Below are 24,438 nucleotides of genomic sequence, written 5' to 3' on the forward strand. Positions count from 1 at the left end.
AGTTAAATTTTCATGCAAAAATAAGCTAGAAAAATAATATATCCTTGATTTATAGGATTTAATACAGAATCATATAAAGTTTGTGCCTATTAAAAGTACTGAGTCATTTCGACCAAAGAGAGAAATTGCATAATTTATTGATATTTAACTTATTGATAAGGTATGAAGCCTTATTCATATTTAGACATCATAATACTTTAGGGAAAATAAAAGCAATGGGGCTACAGCACATTAAAAATGATAAGTCCATAAATGGCAAAACGAATAAATCGTAACGAACCATAAAGTAAGACATTTTTAAATGGAAATTCGATGATACCAGCAGCAATACAGGCTATTGAAAAGGGTAGTGGTAATACAGCACCAACCATAATTAAAAAGCCGCCCCATTTTTTAGAATTTTTGAGTTGCTTTTCCATTTTAACCTCTAAGTAATTATGTACTGAAGGGGCTTTGGTAATGGTACGTCCCATCCAATATGATACAAGACCGCCACCATATGATAAAATGGCTAGAATACTTAAATAAAGCCAAGGGCTATACATTTTACCCGACCAAGCAATAAAAATTTCTGGGGGTATTAGTCCTAATAGGGTTTCTGACACAAAAAAGAAACTTAATACACCAAACGTTGGTAGTATTTCAGTAAGCTGTGTTAAAGCGCCATTAATATCAAAAAAATGATTAGCAACATATATAAGAACAACTAAAGCCATTATATAAGGAAATGCTTTTTTTATAGCGTTCCATACAAAAGTGTAAAAACCAGTATAGCTATAATACTGATGCAATAATTGCATCCGCGATTTTTTTACTTTAGTTTTGTTTTTTGGGTTCATAGCACTTTTAATCCAAGGGATAACAAATATAATACTTGCGTATAATTAGAAAAGAATCTAGAGTAATAATTAAATGTTAATTAACATTTATTCGATGAAATACATAAAATTGTAATGTTATAGGATAGCGTTATAGCGTATTTGAAATATTCTATTTTACATAATATAAATTATAGTACACTTTTAATATTGGATTATCCAGTGGATGATTCAATATTAAAACAATGAGAACTACTAATTATGATGTAACCTATAATTTGTTTTCAAACAAAAACATCCACTGGATGTTCTTATTTAAAAAGTATATAAAATGTCCCAGAAAGTTTTTCGATTATAAAGAATACTCAATACTTGCATAAATTTTAAGAAATCGACTTTTTAGGAGATTCACGAACACATTTGAAGTTTCTGCAAATAATTAAATATGTGAGTAAAAATAAAATTCTATACAACTTGTTATATGTAGATCTTAAATTAATCCTTTTATTTAATGTTTCATTATTTGTATTTTAAAAATGAGACTCAATCAATATCTCAAATAGTATATAATTTTGGAAACAATTAACGGCTCGTTACGCTATATTTTAGACTATTTGGCGTTAAGAAAATGTATGGACGTTCACTTGACCTTATTGTTTTACCAAAATTTTTTGAGGTCAAGTTTAACATCGATATTTTATTTAACATAATATTTATGATTACAATTCTATAAGCTTCACTTTTTCAAACAGATCTGTTATTAGATACTGAAGCGAATCTGGTGTTACTTCTCTAAAATAGCCTAATAAGTCTTGCGTTGTGGCATATCTGTCCATTTTTAACTTTAATGAACCACTTGTAGTATTCCAATCTTTAAGAAAGCGTTTTAATGCTTTATTTACTTGCTCCTCTCCTAGTGCTTTTTGAAATTCATACATATTGATTGCTCCTTTTGCATAATACACATAGTTTTGATTCTCCACCAAGGCAAGGGATGGTTCTTTTCCTACTTCTCTATCTTTTCCTTTTTTATAAACCTCTTTTTGAGTTTCTAAAAACTGTAATACTTTTTCTTCGGAATACTTTTGCTTTAATACCATAATCGCCGCGTATTGCGACAAGGTTTCTAATATCATTAGTCGTCCTTTAACATTTGCTGCTTCTACTTGCATACCAAACCATTGATGTGCAATTTCATGAGCTGTTACGTAAAATGCCATATCTACATCTTTTTCATCATCTATATCTAAAACAAAACCGATAGCTTCTGAAAATGGAATGGTACCAGGAAATGATTGAGCAAATTGTGCATAACGTGGAAATTCCATAATACGTAATTGCTCGTATTGATAAGGACTGAAATTTTGACTGAAATACTCCAAAGAAGATTTCATAGAAGCCATCATTCTATCCACATTGTAATGGTGGGCTTTATGATAATAAATCTCCAGATCAACTGAATTAGCATCTACACCAGAAGTCCATTTGTCTTCTTTTATTTCATATACTGCGGAAACTATGGAATAAAAATTAATCATTGGTTTATTCATTTTATAATGAAAATAGTTACGATTATTCTCAGTCCATTTTCTGAATAAATTGCCAGGAACTAATGCGGTTTGATCTTTTGATGTTCCTATAATCATTTCAAAATTAATTCCATCTGAATCACTACCTGACCTTGCGTTTTTAAGCTCCTGTACATCTTTTCTACTGGCACTATACATTCTTATTGGCAAACTATAATCTTTTCTTTCTTCCTCATTATTTAACTCATATTTTTTATTATAACCAATAGTTGGTAAATCCGTATTGTTAAAAAATGTTCCGTTAAGACTAATACTTACATTGGAATTTCCAGATTCGAACCCTTTGGTTGTAAAGCTTTGTTTAAAGTACATTTTTATAGAATCTCCAGGGTTTAAAGCTGTATTTAGATTGAAAATGGAATAATCAAACTTTTCATATTGCTTATCAGCCGTAAATCCGCCTTCAAAAGAGATCGTATCTAAAGTAATATTCTCTTCTAAAAGTTTTTGAATATGAATGGATTTGATGTCTTCCGAATTGGTGTTTTTCAATATGTAATAGCCTTCAACTTTATAATCTCGAGTTTCAGGATATAGTTCTACTTGTAAGTTTACATTTATTAACTTCGGTTGTGGTATATATTCAAATTGTTTAAGCTCTTTTTCATATGCAACTCTAAAGTCAGTGGCTTCAGAATTAGACCAGTAAGTGTTTAAAACATTCGTATTATAAAAGATAAAACTTCCAATAGCTATAAATACCAAACAGACAACGCTAGCGAGTTTAAAAAGCGGCTTGCTTAATCTGTATTTACTTGCTATAAGACGCTTTCCTAAATTGGTTTCCGTGCCTCTAACTATTAATAAAGATCCTATGATTAGTAATAGCATTCCGAAGAGAAACCAATACGATTTAATAATTAGATATGGTTTTAAATAATGACCATAACCATTCATATCTGAATATGCACCTAAAGAACTACCTCCAAAGAAATATAAATCGTGATCAAACCCAAATAAACCTAAAGCCACATTGATAATAAAGAATAAAATTACCAACATAACACCTACAAATTTATGATTTACAATAGATTGAATAAAAAATGCAATGCAGGTATACAATGCTAAAAACGGTAAAATTTCTAGAAAGAAACCAGAAATATACACTGAGAATTCGTAGTTATAATAACCATTTACTGTTTGAAATAGAATGCCTGAACCAATTAAAGCGAGCATTAATACCAGATAAATTAAGTTCAATCCAATATACTTACCTAATAGATTAATAAAGCTAGACATTGGTGTAGCGTCATAGATTAAATCTAGTTTAACAACTCTTTCTTTCCATACCAATTCTCCTGAATAAAACACCAAAAGGATTAAGAAGAAATACATGGATGTTTCTTTGAGTTCTTCAACAATAAAATAGGTTGTTGGATAGCTATCTACACCATATACCGTTCCGAGATTCACAGAATTAATAAGGATGATAATCATTCCACAAATAACAATACCCCAAAATGCTGATTGCTTACAAATACTTATAAAATAGAACCAGGAAAATTGTTTTAATTGAGTCCATTTAGATAGTAACCCATATTGCTTTTGAACTTCAGGTATCTGTAAATCTTTCCTTGTATTTGAACGTTTAATAGCTAACGCTTGCTTTCTTTTAGAACGCTTTTCTTTAACCACATTAAAATTGAATTTTTGATAACCATAAATTAATGCGATTATCCCTATAGCAATCCAAAACAGTTTGTTATACATAATAACTCCTAAAAAAGGAATACTTTCTGTGCTCTTTTCTAAAGTAGACCAAGATTTTGTAGCAAAAGTGGTAGTGGTTAGTGAAAATGGATCTAGAATGGCTTGCCAAAGGTCATTTTTTATGGCTTTGGTAAGCATAAATATTACAAAGACAATGATACCTTGTGTATAGACAACCACTAGGTTTCTACTTAAAGCTCCAGTGACAAAAAACAGCGCTGCACCAAAAAACAAGGTTGGCAAGGTTATCATTATAAATGTCCTAACATATACTATGACATTAAATGCTAAAAAGTCTTCTGGATTTTGCCATGGTATAAATTCACCTAGTATCATACCAAATAAAATGCCTGTAAATGCAAATAGTAATACTGCGAACGATCCTAAAAATCGACCTAATAAATAGTCTTTTTTGTTGATTGGTGTAGTAAATAGCAAGGATTCTATATTGTATTCAAAATCTCTTAACACAGAAACTCCCATAATCATAGAGGCTAAAATCATAAATATACCAGTAATTGCTCCCATCGTTTTTGCAATTACTATGGGTGAATTTTTTTTCATGAGCCCCATTTCTGAACCTTGAAAAATAAAGTCTACTCCAACAATTGAAAATAAAAAGAGAAACAGAAAGAACACATACGTGTCTGGTCGTTTTATTCGATATTGTATTTCGAATTTAAAAATAGCATACCACATAATTAATTAAATTTTAAGTTTGCATTGTTAAATATTTCCGAGAAATACACATCTTCTAATGCTGCATTAGTAAGCGAAAAGCCGTCTCCTGGATTCACCTCACTTACAATATGAATGGTTGGTTTTCCTAGAAATAGCTTTTCACTAATGACTTTATAGTTTTGCTTATAAGTCTTTAGCTCTTGCTTATGGATTGTTTTCTTATAGACTTTATCTTTTAGGTTTTCCAGTATTTGTAACGGATTTCCTTTTAAGCAAACTTTGCCTTGATTAATAATTGCCATATTGGTGCAAAGTTCTTTAACATCATCAACAATATGTGTAGATAAGATCACAACAGTATGCTCTCCTAATTCACTTAACACATTGTAAAATCGGTTTCTCTCCACAGGATCCAATCCAGCAGTGGGTTCATCTACAATTAGTAATTTCGGATTGTTAATTAATGCTTGTGCAATACCAAAACGTTGCTTCATTCCACCAGAAAAACCTTTAAGATGTTGTTGTCGTACTTCGTACAAATTGGTTTTATGTAAAAGTGCATCTACTAAGTCTTTACGTTCTCCTTTATACGTGATTCCTTTTAGAACAGCAAAATGATTGAGTAATACTTCGGCAGAAATTTTAGGATACAAACCAAACTGTTGTGGTAAATAACCTAGTACTTGACGTAATTCGTCTTTTTGTTTTAACACATCAATACCTCCAAGAGTAATAGATCCATTGTCTGCTTCTTGTAATGTTGCAATGGTTCTCATTAAAGTAGATTTCCCTGCACCATTAGGTCCTAATAAGCCAAACATTCCTGTTGGAATTTCTAAAGAAATGTTTTGCAATGCCTTAACACCATTAGAATAGGTTTTTGATAGATTGTCAATAATGAGTTCCATAATTGTTCGTTTTTTTGATTGATTATTTAGCGCAAACTTATGTGCGTTATCAACCTATAAAAAATGTTAGTGACACAAACAGATATATTAGGGATAAACAGATTAAATTTAATTACAAAGGATACTTAAAACACTTTTGCATTCGTTTATCACCAATTGCCTACTGTTTGCCAACTAATTTGTAGGAGGCGATTTATTTAATTAATATTGACTTATGAAGTTGAAAATATCAAACAGAAAAAAGAAAACTATAACGCGGTATTATAAAGTAATGCTTGTTATAATAGGTGTAGTCATTGTTGTATTTAATGACATCTTTGGTAAAGTGGAAGGATTTGTAGAGTTTATAGCATTGTACTTCATTATTATATTTATCACCATTGCACATTGGTTATTTAAACAAATTAAAGCGGTTATTCGATTAAAAAATGAAAAGTCAAAAACGGAATTGTTGCATTTAAAAAGTCAGGTTAACCCTCATTTCTTTTTTAATATGCTAAATAACCTTTATGGTTTGGTAGATAAAGATTCTAAAAAAGCCCAAAAACTTATTCTGAAACTTTCAGATATGATGCGCTATAGTATCTATGAAGGTGATAAGGACACCGTTTTGCTATCAGAAGAAATTAGTTATTTAGAAAACTATATTGAACTTCATAAAATGCGTTATCATAAAGTTATTGATGTACAGTTCAATATTGATACTAACAATAATGATTATGAAATAATGCCGCTTCTTTTTATTATTCTTTTAGAGAACGCCTTTAAACATGGTGTTGAAAACTTAAGAGAAAATGCTTATGTTCATGTATACATAAAAGCACAAAATAGTGAAGTGAATTTTGAGATAGAAAATAATTTTGATCCTTCTGAAGACAAACATGAAGAAGGTATTGGTATAAAGAATCTAAAACGTAGATTAGAGTTAGTGTATCCAAAAAAGCATACTTTAACGCTTTCTATAACGGATGCTATTTATAACGCTAAATTGAATATACTCCTATGATTAGCTATTTAATAATTGACGACGAGCATATAGCACATGATATCATAAAAGGATATTGTAAAATGCTACCAAATTTAAAATTTAAAGCAGATTGCTATGATGCTATAGAAGCTATTGACTATTTAAATAAACATGATGTGGACTTGATTTTTTTAGACTTAAACATGCCTAAATTAAAAGGTTTTGAGTTTTTAAAAACCTTAGCATCTCCTCCAAAAGTGATTGTAACTACTGCATATAGCGAATTTGCAATAGAAGGCTACGAATTAAATGTTGTTGATTATTTATTAAAACCTTTTAGTTTTGAACGCTTTTTAAGTGCTATAAATAAAGTAACATCTTCTAATAGTAGTAAAATAAAAAAAGAAAATAATGTAAATCTAAAATCTGAAGAAAAGTATATTTTTTTAAAGCAAAACAATAGCCATATTCAGGTAGATTTAGATAGTATCCTATTTATTGAAGCTTCTGGGAATTACACTAAAGTCATGACAATAAAAGAAATTATCACCATTCGTGAAAAAATATCTAATACTATACAACTGCTTTCAGAAACAGAATTTATTCAAGTTCATAAATCATTTGCAGTTGCAAAAAAGCATATAAATAGTATTGAAGGAAATAGAATTTATATTGAAAATTATATAGTGCCGATAGGAAAACTGTATAAAACAAATATCAATCAACTTTTTAAATAAATTTGAATTATATAAGGCTAATTCATTCCACATACATTATGCATCCCTCCTACATCGTCGCATAAAAAGTGTTCCATTAACTTTAAAAAAGGAAACTTTTGAGAAGAAAAAAATCAATGAAAATTACAATACGTTAACTGATAATAATCATTGCTGATCTCATGATGAAGAAATACATTTGATTCATTATTATTTAAAATCTATTATGAAAAGAAGAATACTTTTACCAACAGATTTTTCAGATAATGCCCAAAATGCAATTGATTATGCCATTAATCTATATGCGAATGATACTTGTGATTTTTATATCCTAAACACGTATTATATTGAGGAGTTCTCAATGGAACTTGCTGCAGTAAGAGATTTGGAAGCATTTGAACAAAAATCCATTTCTGGATTATCGTTGATTTTTAAGAAACTTTTAAATGCAGAAAATTCTAAGCAACATCAGTATCATATGGTTTCAGAGTGCGGTGCTTTGATAGACATCATGAAAGATATTATAGAGAAGCATGATATCGACATCGTAATTATGGGTACTAAAGGCGATACAGATTCCAGATCCCAAATCTATGGGAGCCAGACTGTACTCGCGATGGAACGCATTAGAAATTGTCCCGTTTTGGCCATTCCAAAACAGGCAAACTTTAAAGGAATTCAGAACATCATATTTCCAACAGGTTATAACACCCCTTATAAAAGACGTGAATTTGATTGCCTAATTGATATCGCAAACAAAACAGGTGCAGCGATACGAGTTCTAAATGTCTTAGATGAATCTAAAGAATTGAATCAGAATCAACTTAAGAACCAAAATCTTTTGAAAGATTATTTTGAAGAATTAGACTGCTCATTTCATGTCTTACATGATACGGAATTACTATCTGCTATCAACTCTTACATTTTAAAACAAAATATTGATATGGTGGCATTTATAAATAAAAGACACAACTTTTTTAGCTGGATTATATCCAAACCTATGGTGAAAAACCTAACCTATCATACCACGATTCCAATTTTAGCCTTACATGATTTAAAAAACAAATAACTTATAAAGTGAATAATCCAAAAGATATGAACTCAAGATTAATTATATATCCAACTGATTTTTCCGATTGTGCAAATAATGCAAAAGGGTATGCCATTGCAATGGCCAAAGCACTTCAATGTGAAATTAGAATTGTTCATACCATTGAGGTTGGTGCATTGGTAGCTACTGAACAAAACCCTGAAATAGATACAAGTTTTATTAATTTATTTTGTGAGCAAGCGGATCATAAATTGACCAAACTAAAAAAAGAAATAGAAACTTTTGACCTTAAATGTGAATACGACATACTTCACGGTCAGACCTCGTTTCTTAAAAAGTATATGGAACAATTGGAGCCACTCATGATTGTAATGGGTACCCTTGGTAAACATGATTTTGAAAATAAACTATTTGGAAGTTTTGCAGCCCAAACCATTCGCAATCCAAAATCTATTGTCTTGGCAATTCCCCAAAAAGCGAAGTTCAACAATTTATCTGAAATAGTTTTTGCAACAAATTTTCATATAAAAGATAAAACCTGTCTTGAGTTTATCAAGAAAATACGAAAATACTATGATACTAATCTTAGGGTGATTCATGTAAGTGATAATTTTCCAGATTTGAAGAAAGAAAAAGAAAAATTTTCACAATTAAAAGAGGAAATAACTAAGATAATCAGCAGTCAAAATATCAGTTTTGAACTCCTTTATGGTGATGATGTTGAAGATAAATTATTAGAGCTTCTAGAAAGTTCGAAACCTGATATGTTAGCCTTAATAACTAGAAAACGAAACTTTATTGAGCGTATTTTCGATAAAAGCCTATCGAAAAAAATGATAAATCATACAAATGTACCTGTACTTGTTTTTTAATAGCTTAAATGATTTTAAAAGCTGATTGTAAGTAATTTAAACCTTAATCTAAGCTGGCCAAACTGACAAATATCATGTTACATGACTTTTTTAAAAGTTAGTTTTATTACCTGTAACACAATATATTATGAAAATTTTAATACCAACAGATTTTTCTCAATTGTCCAAAATAGCCATTCAATATGCTATCGGGCTTAGTAAAGATTTTGAGCTTGATTTAATATTACTTCACATTATAAACACCAATACTCCAGCAATGGCTCGTATTGGTTCTAAAAAACTAGGAGAAGCTATTAAAACGAGTTCGGAACGGGATATGAATGAACTCCTTAAAAAAATTAAGAATGAGAGCAGTCATAATCTTAAAATAAGTGCTAAAATTATTTTTGGTGTATCTATAGAAAAAGCTGTAGAATCATTTGCATTGAAAAATAACATTAATATTATATGCATAGGTACTAAAGGAGCTACAGGTCTTAAAAAGATGATTTTTGGAAGTAATGCAGCAGGAATTATTGCAAATAGTAGCATCCCAGTTATTACAATTCCAAAATATGCACAATATAAGGGAATCAACAATATTGTTTATTCGAGCGATCTAGAAAACTTAGAAGAAGAACTAAAATTATTAATTCCATTTGCAAAGTTAATGAACACTTGGATTAATATTCTCCATATTATTAATAAACAGGAGAATTTTGATGTCGATTTACAATTTCAAGAAAATAGACTTAGAACATTATTTTCTTATGAAAAAATAAAAACTAAAGAACTGGAAAATGATTCTATAATCAAGGGTATTAACCAATATGTGGAAGATATTGATGCAGATATGGTTGCTATGTTTACACGTCGCACCGCATTATTTGAAAAATTGTTTCATAAAAGTGTTACCAAAAGTGCAGCATTTCAAACAAAGACACCACTACTCACATTTCAAAAGGAATAGAAATTATTCCTAATGATTAATAGTAAGAACAAACAGTCATGCTGGTAATGCACCATTGGAAAAATTAGGTTTCACTTTTAAAAGATGAATCAAATTTTTAATACGGTAATATAAGTAAGTTAGAAAACACAAGAGAACTATAGACATGCATTACCTTAACGAAAGTCACATCCTGCTTTTTCTTTTGCAAATCCTTATTCTTCTTGGATGTGCTAGAACTCTTAGTGTTATCTGTGAAGCCTTTAAAATTCCTTCTATTTCAGGTGAAATTCTGGCTGGTGTGTTATTGGGACCAACATTTCTTGGACGCGTTTTACCTTCCTTACAGGTATGGCTCTTTCCTTTTGACCAAACACAATCAACTATGCTTGAAACTGTTTCTTGGCTTGGGGTTTTCTTTCTATTGCTTTCCTCGGGTTTTCATGTAGATATTAGAAAAGCTTTTAAAAGTGGTAGAGCTGCTATGCTAATCGGTATAGTTGGTGTTCTTTTTCCTATTGCTATAGGCTATCCGGTGTTTAGTACGTTTGATTCTATCTATTGGGGAGACAAAGCAAACGTACTTTCATTTGCTCTGTTTTTGTCAATAGCAGGCTCTATAACTGCAATATCTGTGGTTGCACGTACCCTTGGTGATCTTGAAATTAGCAATACACCAAAGGGATCGCTTGCTCTATCGTCGTGCGCTATAAATGATATTTTCGGATGGTTTTTATTCACTGTGGTTATCTCACTTGTAACACCTCAGACAATGAATACTGTTGAATTAGTTAGTTCGGTTATAGGTATAATAGTATTTATCTTCGTAAGTACTACTTTTGGTACTAAATTGTTAAGTATTGCTTTACGACGTGTAGAGGCAACCTCATTAACCCAGCCAGCAGCAGCACAAACCTTAATTGTAAGTGTAGGATTACTTTGTGGCGCTATTACACAATGGTTGGGTATTCATGCTATTTTAGGATTCTTTCTTGCTGGTATTATCGCGGGAAGTGCAAAAGGTGTATCGGATAATCTTCGTAAAAGTGTTTCTGACACTTTACATGCCATTTTTGTACCTCTCTTCTTTGCTACGCTTGGTCTCAAAATCGATTTCTTAGCTGGTATGGTACTATGGCCTACAGTTATCTTTTGCACAGTTGCAATCTTGGGTAAATTTGTAGGCGCATGGCTAGGAGCGAGACTTGGCAAACAGTCTCAGCAAACATCAATTTTAATGGGTATTACCTTTATTCCAGGAGGTGCAATGGAAATTGTAGTAGCAACTCTCGCGCTCGAACTTCAACTCATTGGGCATACAATATTCGTAGCTATAGTATTCGCAGCACTTGCATCTTCAATTCTAGCCGGTCCATTAATCGGTATCCAAAAACGTAGGATGGGAATTGGAGAAAGAACAAACGAAGTAACCTCATAGTCTAGGTAAGCCTGATTATTGGTGTCTGCAATTGTAATTTAAATATTAAAACAAAAAATAACATTATATGACTTGGGTCATTAAACTAATAAGCGGTTTGCTTCGTAGCGTTTATAAAATATTAGTACTATAATTAGCCGTTATGTAAAATCCTCCAGGAAGTCTTTTACGCACAATAGACTTTAGTGCTTCAGTCTATTTAATGAACAAAGTAGAAAGAGAATCTTTCAAGAATAAATTCTCTTTCTATATTGCTTATTTAATAGTAAAGGATACCGTTAATCCTACACTAAAATTTGAAGGCAAATGTTGTACTCCAAAGATGGCACGAGAATGTTTACCCTTTTCTTCTAGAATTTTTAAAAATAAATCTGAGGCACCATCTACTACTTTTGGAGCTTCATCCCAATTACTGCTTCCTTGGTAATATACATCTAAATGATTTAAACCTACTAACCTTTCAAAACCTACCTTTTCGTTTATTTGGGCAAGAACATTCATTGCACATAGTTCCATTGCTTTATAACCTTCTTCTGTAGATAGTTCATTACCCAACCTTCCTTTGTAAAAGTATTTATTGTTTACTATTGGAAATTGGATGGCTAAATAAGCAATATTTTCTCTAATGTTAACTGAAACATAGGATCCACCAGGTGTTGATGCGTTGGGTAGTTTAAAGTTATATTTTGCTAAATTTTTTAAAGCAGTCATCGTATATGTGTGTTGTTAATAATCTGTGTATCCTTGCTCTCCTGGTGTATAGAATGTATCTGCATCTGGAGTTACCAATTCTTGGTTGTTCTTTAGTTTTTCTACAAAGTTTGGATTAGAAATATAAGGTCTTCCAACATAAATTAAATCCAATCCGCTTTTAATAATTGCTTCACCTTTTGCAATAGAATCAACATCACCACCAGATATGATTGTGCCTTTAAAGTTTTCTTTTATAGTTTTTTTGATATCAGTTGTGAAATCAGGTGCTCCAAAAGCTACTCTTTGATCAACTACATGAATGTAGGCTAGGTTTAGTTTAGCTATTTGTTGAGATAAGTAAATGAAGGTGTCTTCCAGCGCTTCATAGTTGGATTGCAAATCATTAAAAGCGCCATAAGGAGAAAGACGAATACCTACTTTGTCTCCTCCTATCTCATTGGCAACTTTTTCAGCTATTTCAAGAACAAATCTAGTTCGATTCTCAATACTACCCCCATAGTCATCTTCTCTTTGGTTAGACTTTGGATTTATAAATTGATTAAGCAAATAACCATTGGCAGCGTGTAATTCGATACCATCTACATTGGCTTCATTTATAAGACGCTTTGAAGCTAATACAAATTCATCTTGACTTGACTTAATCTCCTGAAGCGTCATCGCTTTGGGAATCTCGTGAGCGACTAATCCATCTAGATCTGTAAACATTTCACCAGAAGCTTGAATTGCCGATGGAGCAAGTGTAACACTTCCGTCAGGCATATTTGCCTTAGCAGTAATTCTACCTGTATGCATTAATTGTACAAATATTTTACCTCCTTTGGTATGCACTGCCCTAGAGATTTTTTTCCAACCTTTAATTTGTGCATCAGAATATGCTCCAGGAATGCGAGGATATCCAATTCCATTTGGCGATGGTGATGTGCCTTCGGAAATGATAAGTCCTGCAGTTGCTCTTTGTTGGTAATACGTTGCCATTAATTCGTTTGGAATATTGCCAATTGCTCTAGATCTTGTTAATGGAGCCATTACGATTTTATTATTTAGGTGAATGTTCCCTAAAGTATACGGTTCAAATATGTTCATTTTTATAAAATTAATTTAATTAGTTACAAAAAGTAACTATTATTAGTATACAAAAGATATTTTTGTACATTTGTATTGAATAAAGTAGTAACCAAATGGTAACTAACATGGGAAGAAAACTAATTGAAAACCATAACGAATGTCCTATTACCCACTCAATGAATATTATTGGTAATAAATGGACTTCCATAATTGTATATGTATTGGCCAATCGAAAATTAAGGTTTGGTGAACTCGCTATTCGAATTGATAAGATTAGTAGAAAAGTACTTTCTAATCAATTAAAGGAAATGGAATTAAGAGGAATTGTTAATAGAGAATCTTATGCTGAAACACCACCAAGAGTAGAATACTCTTTAACAAAGAAAGGGGAAGATTTATTACCTATATTAAATCAGTTATGTGCTTGGAGCAAGAACATAGACCTTGAAGCTGTTGATGAAAAGGATTTTACTGTTTCTTGAAATGAGCATCTTATTTATAATACATCATTTAATTTTGCTGTTTCAGTAATGATTTTTATCACTTAAATACAATCTGTCATTATTGTTTTGTATATTTTTTTATTTCACACACATTCCACTACTCTCCTATCGTCGCTTCGTAAAAAGCGCGTTCCATTAACATGGTAAAGCTATGGTGCGCTGACCAAAATTATGATGCTTTAGGTTAATATTCATTTATAAAAAATAAAAATTAGGCGCTATGTATAGTTTCTCCTAAAAACTTTCTTTATAACTATGCCAAATGTAATTTTTCAGTTGCTTTTTTTAGATTTGCTTTGGGTAAGAACTGATCAGAAATTGTTAGGATGGCATGAAGGTTATCACGAAGTCTTTCAGGTTTTATTTCTCCAGGTTCCATAGCGGTTTGAAGTAAGTGTAAAGCCATATCGGCAAGAAGAAATCTTTGTTTTTCTAACCAATTATCATCTCCTTGTTTTGCTTCATGACTCAAGTAACTTGTTTCAACTTGACTGTGTAGTTTCCAACTTGTTTTTATAAGATCTTGTTTTTCGTTGTCTTTCATTTCTTTCTGATTTTAATTGAAATGCAATTTCATGCCTTCATGTGTTGCTATGAAACCTAATTTTTCATAGAATTGAAGAGCTTTAGGTCTTTGCTTATCTGTAGTTAATTGCAGTACATGCGCTTTTCTTTCTTTAGCACGTGTGATTGCCCATTCAAATAATGTTTCGCCAATGCCCTTTCCTCTGTGTGTTTTTTTTATTCTTACAGCTTCTATTTGGGCTCTTATACCACCAGAATATGTGAGGTATTGTATAAAGGATAACTGTAAAGTTCCTATAATTTCTGCCTTTTCGTTTTCTACAACAATGAGTTCTTGGTTTTTATCCACATTTATATTTTCAAATGCCATTATGTATGCCTTTGGTAATGGCATTTGAAAATTTTCTCTTGTTTTTCCTAGTGCATCATCAGCCATCATTTGCACAATTGCTGAAACATCATTTATTGTAGCTTTTCTGATATTTATCATTTAACTGTTTTAGATCATAAATTTATTATAATAGCCTACTTTTTCAAAGTCTTTGATATTGATAGAAACTATAGTCACATTTGGAAATAATATTTTAAGTTCAGTAATTATTTGTTTTGAAAGTATGTTTTTTTCAGCATTGCTCCTACCTTCCATAATATATGAGAATACATGAATGAAATCATCTTTAGTGTTTCCAATATTGTAATGCTTATAAGGTTTGATTCTTACTTTAATATCACCTTTACTAAAAAGCTGTGTGGCTTCGGCTGCATTATATACCTTTTGCATGATGTATTCTGGAGATTTCATAGCAATAACAGACTCTGAGCATTCCATTATAAAATGTGGCATATTACTTTAGTTTGATAATACAGGATTCCAAACTCCTGTGGTTTTTGTTTCTTTTATATAGTCTGAAAAATCTATTGGTTTTCTGCCTAATACTTGCTCTATATCATTAGTAATTTCAGAAATAATAGGATTACCCAAAACTTCAGAGAACAAATATTCTACCAACCATACAAAATTTTCTGGGACACCTTGTTCTTTCATTGCTTTTACATATGCAGTAAGAGAAATGGATGTAAAGATGATCTCTCTTTTAGTCGCTTTAGAAATGTCTTCAACGACGTCCTTGAAAGTAAGTAATCTTGGACCTGTAAGCTGATAAATATTTCCATTATGTTTTTCATTCAGCAAGACTTCAACTGCAACATCTGCAATATCAGTAGTATCTACAAAAGGCACTTTAACGTCTGCTTGTGGCAAGGCTACTAACCCTTCTAATATAGGGTCTAAAAAGAAGCTTTCGCTAAAATTCTGATTAAACCAACTGGCACGAACAATTGTATAATCAATTCCTGAATGAATAACAACTTGCTCACATAGCTCAGCTTCTCTTTCGCCTTTTCCAGATAATAAGACTAGTTTTTTTACATGACATTGTTTTGCTTTTTTTATTAATACTTCAATAGCTTCCAATGCGCCGGGAACTGCTAAATCTGGTTGAAAGGTTATATACACTTTATCTATACCTTGTAGTGCTTCTGTCCAAGTTTCAGAATTGTCCCAATCAAATTTTGGTGTTGTAGAACGGGAACCAATTCTTACGTTATGTCCTAGTTCGATTAATTTAGTTGCTACTTTACGTCCTGTTTTTCCAGTACCGCCAATGACTAAAATGTTGCTTAGATTTTTCATTTTTATTTGTGTTTTAATGTATTAATATTCATTTAAATTTTGTTTGATAGTATTTTACGATCTAAAATTTCAATAGTCAGTTTTTCAATGTTTTATTAAAAGTGTTCCTATTAGAAAGAGAAATGCACTTATTGAACTCATAGTTCTAATTAAGTGCAAACGATTCCACTTAACTTCAAAAGTGTTTCTCAATGTTTGTAAGTCTTCGCTGCTTGCAGAAATTAAATCTGTTTTATCTAGAATATCATTGAGCGGCACATTTCCTAAAATGGTTACTAATACAACTCCTAAGAAGTAAATTACTGTTGCGAATATTAATAACCAGATTAATGAACTAGGTGCATTTTTAAAGACATACAAATTGATTAACCCTAGAACGGATGGACCAAAAAAGACAATAAAAAAAGAGGAGTTTAATATGGTTCTATTCATTTCTTGAAAGGCACTTAAATACCCATAGTTATCTAAATTTCCAATGCCTGTTGTAATCGTGTTAGACCACGTAAAACATAAACCTGCTGATAACCCGGTTAATAGTATAAGTGCAATAATTAATGTGTTTTGAAAATTGATATCCATAATTTATTGTTTTACTGTTGCGTTTTTGGGATATACGCGTGTATACCAATAAAGTGCTGCTACTGCTAGAAATTCGAAAGCTATAATCCAGAAGTTTAAATCTGTAAAAAAGCTATAGTGGTTTCCTCCATTAGGAATTATAAAAAATGGAACTGTAATTAGTGCATCTAGTGCACTTGCAGTTAATAATAGTGTCTGACCAACTTTTAATCCATGGGTTTTTTTGTCTTTTTTATAATAAAAATGACAGCCAAACCAAACCAACGGCATTACTACTATAAATAATACGACGTTTGCTTGTGTATCAGCATTTTCTAAAATGAATACTGAGTAAGACATTAAATAAAATAGTATGCCGATAATCCAAATGGCTATACCTAATAAAATGGCGTGTTTAAGTTTCATATCTAATTGATTTTAAATTATGATACAAAACTACCGTGAAGATGAAAGGTTGATTTGTTATAAATGGATAAAAATTTGTTCTAAAAGGAGTTACGGTAATTCTATTATAATTTTAATATAAGTTCGACATAATATTATTTTTAATTATTTAATAGTCAACACTCTAATGTATACTATAAAAGTCTATATATCTTTAGGAACACTATTGCGTTTTAATATATTTTGATTAAAACACCCAAACCAAGTTTGTGATAAGAAATCTTATTATTTTTGAGATTTCTCGTCGCTCGTTCCTCGTTCTGTCGAAATGATAACAAATTGATTTTTAAATTTTTAAATCCTATTAAAGCTCTGGAGTTTATATGAGAATCATGTAAATTTTAAAATAGAAAGGATATTACTTAATCTGACTAGGACGATAGCCAAATTTTTTTTCGAAAGCATTAGAAAACGAACTCAAACTGTCGTAACCAACGTGCCAAGCCGCTTCCTGAACTGTAGATTCTTGTTTACTAATCATTTTATGAGCTAATGTAAGACGTTCATTTTGAAGATATTTAAATACTGGAACGCCAAAAAAGGCTTTAAATTCTTTTTTCAACTTAAAGGTATTTAGCCCTATTTCTTTGGAAATTTCATTTAAAGATGGTGGATTATCAATGTTCTCTAATAAAATATCTCTAGCTTGATTCAGTTTTTCACGTTCGGAAGTATTTATTTTTTCAATTTTCGAAGCTGCTAATTGTCCAAAAAAATGTGAAAGCAATGTTGTTATTTGACTTCTGAAAAACATCATTTTTGTTTTTCCTGTATATTTAATGTTAAAGAGGGAATCCACAATTGATTGCATTTCTGGAGTCATTATAAAGCTTGGTCCTTCGACGTAATGATCTTTAGGATTTACTAATTGGTTGAGCATTTCGCCAAACAAATCACCTTCTTCATTTGGAAGTTTTTCGATTGATTTAATAGTAGTTGCAATTACTAAGCATTCTAATGGTTTTGAGACGGAAACAGTATGCACAAATTCTACTTTTTCATCTGCATAAAACGAAAGTGCTAAACCTTTAGTATAATTAAACTGTTTTTGTTTGTCGATATATTTGACAGCTAAATCAACATTTCCAGACCCATAAAATGCTACTGCAATTATAGGCTCATCAAAAAAACAAGAGTCTATTGTTGGCTCATTTACTTTGGCTTCTTCAACCAAAATGGTAAAATCGTTTATGTCTATAATATCTCTAGTCATATTAACAATATCAAATTTACAAAAATTTTGACTTTTGTGTTTTCTGTAAAATTAAATCATTACTTATACATTATGCTTCCCTTCTATACCATCGCATAAAAGTGTTCCATTAAGATAGTAAAGAAACTTTTGGAAACAAATTTATTGCACAAAAAAGCCCAACATAACATTGGGCTCTAAAATTCGATTTGCTTTTTATGTTAGTTCAACATAAAATCATCTTTTATAAAACCATTGTTAAATTTAATGTCGCTAAATGTATAAGTACCAATAGGAATATAATCTCCAGTTTCAGTAGGCATAAACCCTTTTCGTACAGTAGATACTAAAATACCATCTACTATCTCGTATGTTAAAGTCATTTTTAAAATAGGTTTATTTATACCCCAATCTGGCAATGAAAAAAAGAATTGATCTACTAAATGCGTATTCGGGTTGAAGTATAAGATGTATTCATCATTCTTTTCCTTTTTTGTAATATTAGGATCATAAATTAGGCTTACTTTATCATAGGTTATGTCCCCTACTTTTTCTGTGCCTAAATATTTGTAGTTTGTACCAGGGTCTTTCAATTTGTACATCATGGTAAACCAATAGAAATTTACTTTACGTAAAAATACGGTGCCTCCAATGGCTTTTGGATCGGTTATAGCTTTTCCGTCTAATGTTAATGAAGGTTTACTATCTACATAAGATTGTATGGCAATCCCTTTTTGTCCAGGCAGAACATTTAAATCGTGCTGCTCATAAGTCGCCCAAGAATGTTCACCATGAAAAATATGACGTTCGGTAGACACATCTTTTCCTTTGTCAAAATTGTCATAAACATAATGAAATTGGACATCTTTTTTAGCTGCCAATGTTTGGTAACCGCCATTTACGGCTACTAAAGCATCCAATAATACGGCAGATTTTGAATCTGTATTTTGAGCGCTAACTGAATGGATGTATAACACTGCAACTAAAAGACTAGTTAGGGTATTTCTAATTTGTAATTTCACGTTAATAAGGTTTAGAGTTAAATATTAATTGTATTTACCGTTTTCCAGTCGATAATAAAATCAATAACTTACAACTTATAACGTTTTAAATATAAAATTTTTATGAATTCGAATTAATTTTAATTGTTAAAAATGTTATAGTAATATGAGCTTATTTATAATTAACTATATTTTGGTCAAGCACAATATCCCTGGTGGCCACAAACATGCCTTCTTTTTTATCTAATTTTAAAATGTTATCTATACCTTTCTTTTTTAATTTTTTACGACAGGACTTGGTTAATGATGGATCATCATCAAAAAGGAATGAATACATGTTATACTCAGCTTTTCCTGGTTCTTTAATAACAGGATGAATTGTTTTAAACTCACCCCTACCATAATATTTACCAGGCATAAAAGTGTAGAATGTATATGTTCCGTCCGCATCTGTTTTTATCCAACCTCTATTGTGGACATAACGTTTTTCATCATTAACTTTCATTTCATAATCACCATTTTCATCTGATTGATAAATGAAAAGAATAACATCTTTAGCTGGTGTTATACCATCTGCAAGGAAAATGGTTCCAGTAATTTTTAATTTAGCTGACTGTGTTTCAAAATCAGGAATAGTATCCGTGTTGTTTAACTCACTCTCAGAATAGTCATAAATAGGATTACGCTTCATATAATCTGAAAGTTCTTGTTGAGCATTAAGCTTACAATAGGTGCTTGTAAAAAAGACAAGACAAAATAGGTATAATAGATTTTTCATGGGTAAATATTTGTAATTACTTCAAAATTAAATGATTAAATATAAATAAAACAAAAAACCTTATGAACGAATAAATTTTACGATGAATAGATTAACGGTTATATGAACGTTTAAATTTATCGATGAAATGAAACAAGTCATCACCAAAATACCAAATTATGGGTATTTTAATATTTTAAATGCTTGCCTATATTTGATAATTAAATGTTTTAAATAAAACTTAACTTATATCAACTGATTAATAGGTTAATAGGACGATTTTTTTTTGTTATGGTCTATTATATTTCCATCTTTATTTAAATCCTATTTCACATGTAAATTAGTTGTATTGTTTTACAATTAAGTAGGAAAAAAGATTTAAATTTGCCTTTCTCAAAAAAAGCCTTAACAAAATCAAACGATGAGAAAAGAGCTTACAAATACTGTATTACATGATTCAAACATAAAATACATCTTTACAGACTATTTTGATACAATAGTCCATAGAAAAGTACATCCAAACTACACCTTACGCCTTTGGGCAAAACACATGATTCAACAATTGGCATTGCCAATGACTATAGATACGCTTTATTTTACACGTAATGAAGCTACTGGTTATATAACAAGCAAAACAAAATTAAACGCCAGTGAAGTACCGTATAAGCAACTTTTAGGCGAAATATATAGAAGATTAAAAAACAATAACTTACAAGGTTCAAGTAAAGGGCTTGAGTACTTTGTAAATATTAGCGAAGCTGCAGAATATAAAGCCGAGGTATCTGTTCAGTTTTTAAATACGGAGACTGTTGAGGCGCTTAAACACCTTAAATCTAAAGGGTGTAAAATCTATTGCGTATCAGATTTTTATACTTCTGAGTCATTAATTAAACAATTAATCTGTGCTCATGGACTCAGAAATCTATTTGAGGATGTCTTTGTTTCATCAGAAAGAGGTTGTAGCAAGCATGTTGGTGGTATGTATGATTATTTGATAACATATTTAAACATTGAGCCTAATCAAATTTTAATGATAGGCGATAATTATAGAAGCGATATTACAAATGCTCAAAAGGCAGGTATTAAAGGTATTTACATTCCAAATAAGCATCAAAAAAGAATTCAAAAAAAATTACTTTTTGGAAATGATTATAGTGATTACAATAAAATCATAAATCAAATTTATAAAAAATGTAATCATAGAAAAGCACCGCCATACAGTGACTATATCATTTTCTTTGCTTTTTTTACAGAAAAACTTTATGCGATTTGTATAAAGAAAGATATAAAAGATTTGTTTTTTTTAGCAAGAGAAGGCTTGTTTTTAAAACGTCTTTTTGACCATTACCAAGACGTAAATGGCTTAAAAAACAACCATCACATTAATACGCACTATCTGAAAATGTCGCGTCAGGCAGCATTGCAAATTGATCTAAAACAATTAGAGGAAGAAAACTTCAACTATTTTAGAGAATACCATAAAAATTTATCTGTTGAAGGTTTTTTAAATAATTTTTGCTTTAGCGATTATGATTGCAAAAACCTCATTAATTCATTAGGTCTTAATGAAAGTGGTAAGAAACTGATTAAAAACTTTTTTGACTCTAATACATATAAACACCTAGTATCTAATCCAGACTTTAAAGCTATATACGAAGCTAATAGGATCGCTCAAAAAAAAGCATTTAATAGTTATATAAAGTCATTTAATGTTCCATTTGAAAATCAGGGTATTAATTTGATTGATATTGGATGGAATGGCACCATGCAAGATAAATTATTTGAATATTTTGAAAATAAAGTCCCTGTTTACGGATATTATTTGGGATTAAAGGATTTACGACCTTCTATTGAATTTACGGACTTAAAAACTGGGAGATGGGGCTTGAATTTTGAAACAAACCCGTATACGGGATATTCGGATCATTTAATGATGGCTAACACAGAACTGTATGAACAATTAGCTCAAGCTCCTCACGGTAGTACTTTAGGATATCAAAATAATCCAAATCAATATGCTGTTGAATACCATGAATCTCATGAAAAACAAGTCTATGAGGATTATATTAAAGATACGCAGGATTTCATGTTTAATATGTTTAAGGAGTATTGTGAATCTACAAATACCATATGCTATGACCCTTACATGGCAAAAAATGTAACAGCACATTATGCGCTTAAAATAGGAACTATTATTCCTAAACGTAAACTAAATAGGGTAATTGATTTATCAAAAGGCTTTTTTAGTAATGTTGGAAATAATGAAGTTGGTGAAGACTGTTATAAGATGAGTGTTAGAGAAGGATTAAAACACCAAATTCCTATTTTAAAAAACTATTTAACATCACCAGAAAAAATGGTGAAATATATCATGCGTTCAAAATTAAGATTATATAAGAAAAACAAGTTGTTTTACATGCCTACACTTCCTGTATATTATTATATATGTCTTGTTCGATATGCCAAGAAACTAATTAGGAAAAAACTGTATTTAAAGTATGCACATTTTAAGTAATTAACGGTATAGACTAGCTTATAGAATCTCATTTATCTTACTAATCCGTCAACAGTTTTTTATTACCCAATATCACTTACATGTTTTTTAACTCTGTTACTAAATCTGTTAGTGCCGCTTTAGCATCACCAAAAAGCATGGATGTTTTAGAGTTATAGAATAATTCATTTTGAATACCAGCATACCCAGCATTCATACTTCGCTTATTTACGACAATGTGCTTGGCATTTTCAACATCTAAAATTGGCATCCCATAAATAGGACTTGCAGGATCGTTATGCGCCGCTGGGTTTACAACATCGTTGGCCCCAACGACTAAAACAACATCTGTATTATTAAACTGTGGGTTAATATCGTCCATTTCAACTAACAGACTATAATCTACGTTAGATTCTGCTAACAGCACGTTCATATGTCCTGGCATTCTACCAGCAACGGGGTGGATAGCATACTTTACATTCACACCTTTATCAGCAAGTATTTCTTCTAATTCATGAATTACATGCTGCGCTTGAGCTACAGCTAAGCCATAACCAGGAACGATAATAACATTTGAGGCATAGTTCATCATAATAGCAGCATCACTTGCATTTGTACTTTTAATAGTTCCTAATGTTTTATTTGCTCCAGGAACATCATTTGTTGCCGTAAAAGAACCAAAAATAACAGAACCTAATGTTCTATTCATAGCTTTACACATAGCAACTGTTAGTATAATACCAGCAGATCCAACTAATATACCACCAACAAGCATAACCATATTATCATATAATATACCTGTAATTGCTGCTGCTATACCTGTTAATGAGTTTAATAATGAAATAACTACAGGCATATCTGCCCCACCAATGGGCAAAACAAAAAGAATTCCATAAACTAAACCTCCTGCTAATAATGTATAAAGTAGCAGCGGATTAAATCCTCCAATAGCAAGCATATAAGCTGCTAGTGCAACAACGCCAATAAAGACCAGATTATTAACAATATTGTATTGTGGAATTTTAACGACACTTTTTAATGACCCGTTAAGTTTCCCCCAGGCTATTAAACTACCAGAAAACGTAATAGCTCCTATTATTATACCAGACACAATGGTAGTGGCTTGCATGGTGCTGTCTACATTTTTGCTAAACTCTACTACGCCAATAAGGGTTGCACTAGCACCACCAAAACCGTTAAATAACGATACCAACTCAGGCATTTTAGTCATTTCTACTTTTACTGCAATTAACCAACCTATTATTGAGCCTATCAATATGGCAGCTCCTATCAATATATAGATGATTGTTGGTACTTTTAAATCATGAATAAAAATAGTTCCTATAATAGCGAGTCCCATTCCAGCTGCAGCAATTAAATTTCCTTTTTTTGCCGTTTCTGGATGGCCCAATTTATTTAAACCTACAATAAACGTTACGGTAGCTATTAGATATATAACACTTAATAAAACACTCATTATTTTTTCTTTTTAAACATTTGTAACATTCTGTGAGTCACTGCAAAACCACCAACCACATTTAAAATTCCTAATACTACAGCTAAAAAACCTAAAGTCAGAGCTAAATAGTCATTTGGGTCTGAATGTAGCATCACTAAAATGGCACCTACAATAACAACACCGCTTAAGGCATTGGCACCAGACATTAAAGGAGTATGCAATACAGCAGGAATACTTTTAATCACTTCTACACCTACAAAAATGGCCAGGATAAGAATATATGTGATTTGTATATTATCTCGAATAAATTCTATTAATTGATTCATAATGTGGA

General features: G+C 31.0%; 24 protein-coding genes. 8 read left to right on the forward strand and 16 right to left on the reverse strand.

The features are described from left to right. Positions 1–221 precede the first annotated feature (221 nt). The 3 genes from ABD941_RS12885 to ABD941_RS12895 form a co-directional block, all read right to left on the reverse strand. Positions 222–839 carry a YqaA family protein gene (locus tag ABD941_RS12885; protein ID WP_345274553.1) on the reverse strand — a complete coding sequence of 206 codons (618 nt, stop codon included), beginning with the start codon at positions 837–839 and terminating at the stop codon, positions 222–224. A gap of 698 nt (positions 840–1,537) precedes the next feature. Continuing rightward, positions 1,538–4,681, reverse strand: a complete 3,144-nt coding sequence (locus ABD941_RS12890) for an ABC transporter permease/M1 family aminopeptidase (protein ID WP_345274554.1) — start codon at positions 4,679–4,681, stop codon at positions 1,538–1,540. A gap of 137 nt (positions 4,682–4,818) precedes the next feature. Beyond that, positions 4,819–5,706 (reverse strand): ABC transporter ATP-binding protein, encoded by an 888-nt coding sequence (locus ABD941_RS12895; protein ID WP_345274555.1) that lies wholly within the window; start codon positions 5,704–5,706, stop codon positions 4,819–4,821. A 214-nt stretch (positions 5,707–5,920) separates the two neighbouring features. Here ABD941_RS12895 and ABD941_RS12900 point away from each other — a divergent pair, with 214 nt between their 5' ends. The 6 genes from ABD941_RS12900 to ABD941_RS12925 all read left to right on the forward strand — a co-directional run bounded on the left by ABD941_RS12900 (position 5,921) and on the right by ABD941_RS12925 (position 11,678). Next, entirely contained in the window at positions 5,921–6,712 is a 792-nt protein-coding gene (locus ABD941_RS12900; protein WP_345274556.1) for a sensor histidine kinase, read from the forward strand. Next, a complete protein-coding gene (locus ABD941_RS12905) occupies positions 6,709–7,410 on the forward strand; it encodes a LytR/AlgR family response regulator transcription factor (protein ID WP_345274557.1) in 702 nt (233 codons plus the stop codon). The genes ABD941_RS12900 and ABD941_RS12905 overlap by 4 nt, the downstream gene beginning before the upstream one ends. A gap of 205 nt (positions 7,411–7,615) precedes the next feature. Then, positions 7,616–8,458, forward strand: a complete 843-nt coding sequence (locus ABD941_RS12910) for a universal stress protein (RefSeq protein WP_345274558.1) — start codon at positions 7,616–7,618, stop codon at positions 8,456–8,458. 8 nt (positions 8,459–8,466) lie between these two features. Then, the gene (locus ABD941_RS12915; RefSeq protein ID WP_345274559.1) at positions 8,467–9,312 is read left to right on the forward strand and encodes a universal stress protein; all 846 of its coding nucleotides are present in this window, start codon (positions 8,467–8,469) and stop codon (positions 9,310–9,312) included. Between the two features lie 127 nt (positions 9,313–9,439). Continuing rightward, a complete protein-coding gene (locus ABD941_RS12920; protein ID WP_345274560.1) occupies positions 9,440–10,261 on the forward strand; it encodes a universal stress protein in 822 nt (273 codons plus the stop codon). Between the two features lie 145 nt (positions 10,262–10,406). Further along, positions 10,407–11,678: a cation:proton antiporter gene (locus ABD941_RS12925; RefSeq protein WP_345274561.1), complete on the forward strand. Its 1,272-nt coding sequence runs from the start codon at positions 10,407–10,409 to the stop codon at positions 11,676–11,678. Positions 11,679–11,933: 255 nt separating this feature from the next. On the opposite strand, the gene ABD941_RS12930 is transcribed toward ABD941_RS12925, so the two are convergent. Both ABD941_RS12930 and ABD941_RS12935 read right to left on the reverse strand, forming a co-directional pair. After that, the gene (locus tag ABD941_RS12930; RefSeq protein ID WP_345274562.1) at positions 11,934–12,389 is read right to left on the reverse strand and encodes a RidA family protein; all 456 of its coding nucleotides are present in this window, start codon (positions 12,387–12,389) and stop codon (positions 11,934–11,936) included. Between the two features lie 15 nt (positions 12,390–12,404). Continuing rightward, entirely contained in the window at positions 12,405–13,475 is a 1,071-nt protein-coding gene (locus ABD941_RS12935; protein ID WP_345274563.1) for an alkene reductase, read from the reverse strand. Positions 13,476–13,582: 107 nt separating this feature from the next. Between ABD941_RS12935 and ABD941_RS12940 the strand changes: the two genes are divergently transcribed. Then, positions 13,583–13,939 carry a winged helix-turn-helix transcriptional regulator gene (locus ABD941_RS12940; protein ID WP_345274564.1) on the forward strand — a complete coding sequence of 119 codons (357 nt, stop codon included), beginning with the start codon at positions 13,583–13,585 and terminating at the stop codon, positions 13,937–13,939. A 274-nt stretch (positions 13,940–14,213) separates the two neighbouring features. Here ABD941_RS12940 and ABD941_RS12945 read toward each other — a convergent pair whose 3' ends face one another. The 9 genes from ABD941_RS12945 to ABD941_RS12985 form a co-directional block, all read right to left on the reverse strand. Next, entirely contained in the window at positions 14,214–14,504 is a 291-nt protein-coding gene (locus ABD941_RS12945; RefSeq protein WP_345274565.1) for a hypothetical protein, read from the reverse strand. Positions 14,505–14,516: 12 nt separating this feature from the next. Further along, positions 14,517–14,975, reverse strand: a complete 459-nt coding sequence (locus tag ABD941_RS12950) for a GNAT family N-acetyltransferase (protein WP_345274566.1) — start codon at positions 14,973–14,975, stop codon at positions 14,517–14,519. A 9-nt stretch (positions 14,976–14,984) separates the two neighbouring features. Then, entirely contained in the window at positions 14,985–15,329 is a 345-nt protein-coding gene (locus tag ABD941_RS12955; protein WP_345274567.1) for a 5-carboxymethyl-2-hydroxymuconate Delta-isomerase, read from the reverse strand. A gap of 6 nt (positions 15,330–15,335) precedes the next feature. Next, entirely contained in the window at positions 15,336–16,178 is an 843-nt protein-coding gene (locus ABD941_RS12960; protein ID WP_345274568.1) for an NmrA family NAD(P)-binding protein, read from the reverse strand. Positions 16,179–16,262: 84 nt separating this feature from the next. Next, positions 16,263–16,757 (reverse strand): anthrone oxygenase family protein, encoded by a 495-nt coding sequence (locus ABD941_RS12965; protein ID WP_345274569.1) that lies wholly within the window; start codon positions 16,755–16,757, stop codon positions 16,263–16,265. A 3-nt stretch (positions 16,758–16,760) separates the two neighbouring features. After that, entirely contained in the window at positions 16,761–17,162 is a 402-nt protein-coding gene (locus ABD941_RS12970) for a DUF5367 family protein (protein ID WP_345274570.1), read from the reverse strand. Positions 17,163–17,559: 397 nt separating this feature from the next. Then, entirely contained in the window at positions 17,560–18,414 is an 855-nt protein-coding gene (locus ABD941_RS12975) for a helix-turn-helix transcriptional regulator (protein ID WP_345274571.1), read from the reverse strand. 200 nt (positions 18,415–18,614) lie between these two features. Then, a complete protein-coding gene (locus ABD941_RS12980) occupies positions 18,615–19,415 on the reverse strand; it encodes a hypothetical protein (RefSeq protein WP_345274572.1) in 801 nt (266 codons plus the stop codon). Positions 19,416–19,566: 151 nt separating this feature from the next. Continuing rightward, entirely contained in the window at positions 19,567–20,172 is a 606-nt protein-coding gene (locus ABD941_RS12985; protein WP_345274573.1) for a hypothetical protein, read from the reverse strand. A 400-nt stretch (positions 20,173–20,572) separates the two neighbouring features. Here ABD941_RS12985 and ABD941_RS12990 point away from each other — a divergent pair, with 400 nt between their 5' ends. Then, a complete protein-coding gene (locus ABD941_RS12990) occupies positions 20,573–22,666 on the forward strand; it encodes an HAD-IA family hydrolase (protein WP_345274574.1) in 2,094 nt (697 codons plus the stop codon). 76 nt (positions 22,667–22,742) lie between these two features. On the opposite strand, the gene ABD941_RS12995 is transcribed toward ABD941_RS12990, so the two are convergent. Together ABD941_RS12995 and ABD941_RS13000 are read right to left on the reverse strand one after the other, a co-directional pair. After that, positions 22,743–24,122 carry an NAD(P)(+) transhydrogenase (Re/Si-specific) subunit beta gene (locus tag ABD941_RS12995; RefSeq protein ID WP_345274575.1) on the reverse strand — a complete coding sequence of 460 codons (1,380 nt, stop codon included), beginning with the start codon at positions 24,120–24,122 and terminating at the stop codon, positions 22,743–22,745. After that, positions 24,122–24,430, reverse strand: coding sequence for an NAD(P) transhydrogenase subunit alpha part 2 (locus ABD941_RS13000; RefSeq protein ID WP_345274576.1), 309 nt, complete (start codon positions 24,428–24,430; stop codon positions 24,122–24,124). The genes ABD941_RS12995 and ABD941_RS13000 overlap by 1 nt, the downstream gene beginning before the upstream one ends. Between the last annotated feature and the right edge of the window lie 8 nt (positions 24,431–24,438).

The sequence above is a fragment of the Flaviramulus aquimarinus genome (assembly GCF_039543205.1).
Classification (GTDB): Bacteria; Bacteroidota; Bacteroidia; order Flavobacteriales; family Flavobacteriaceae; genus Flaviramulus_B; species Flaviramulus_B aquimarinus.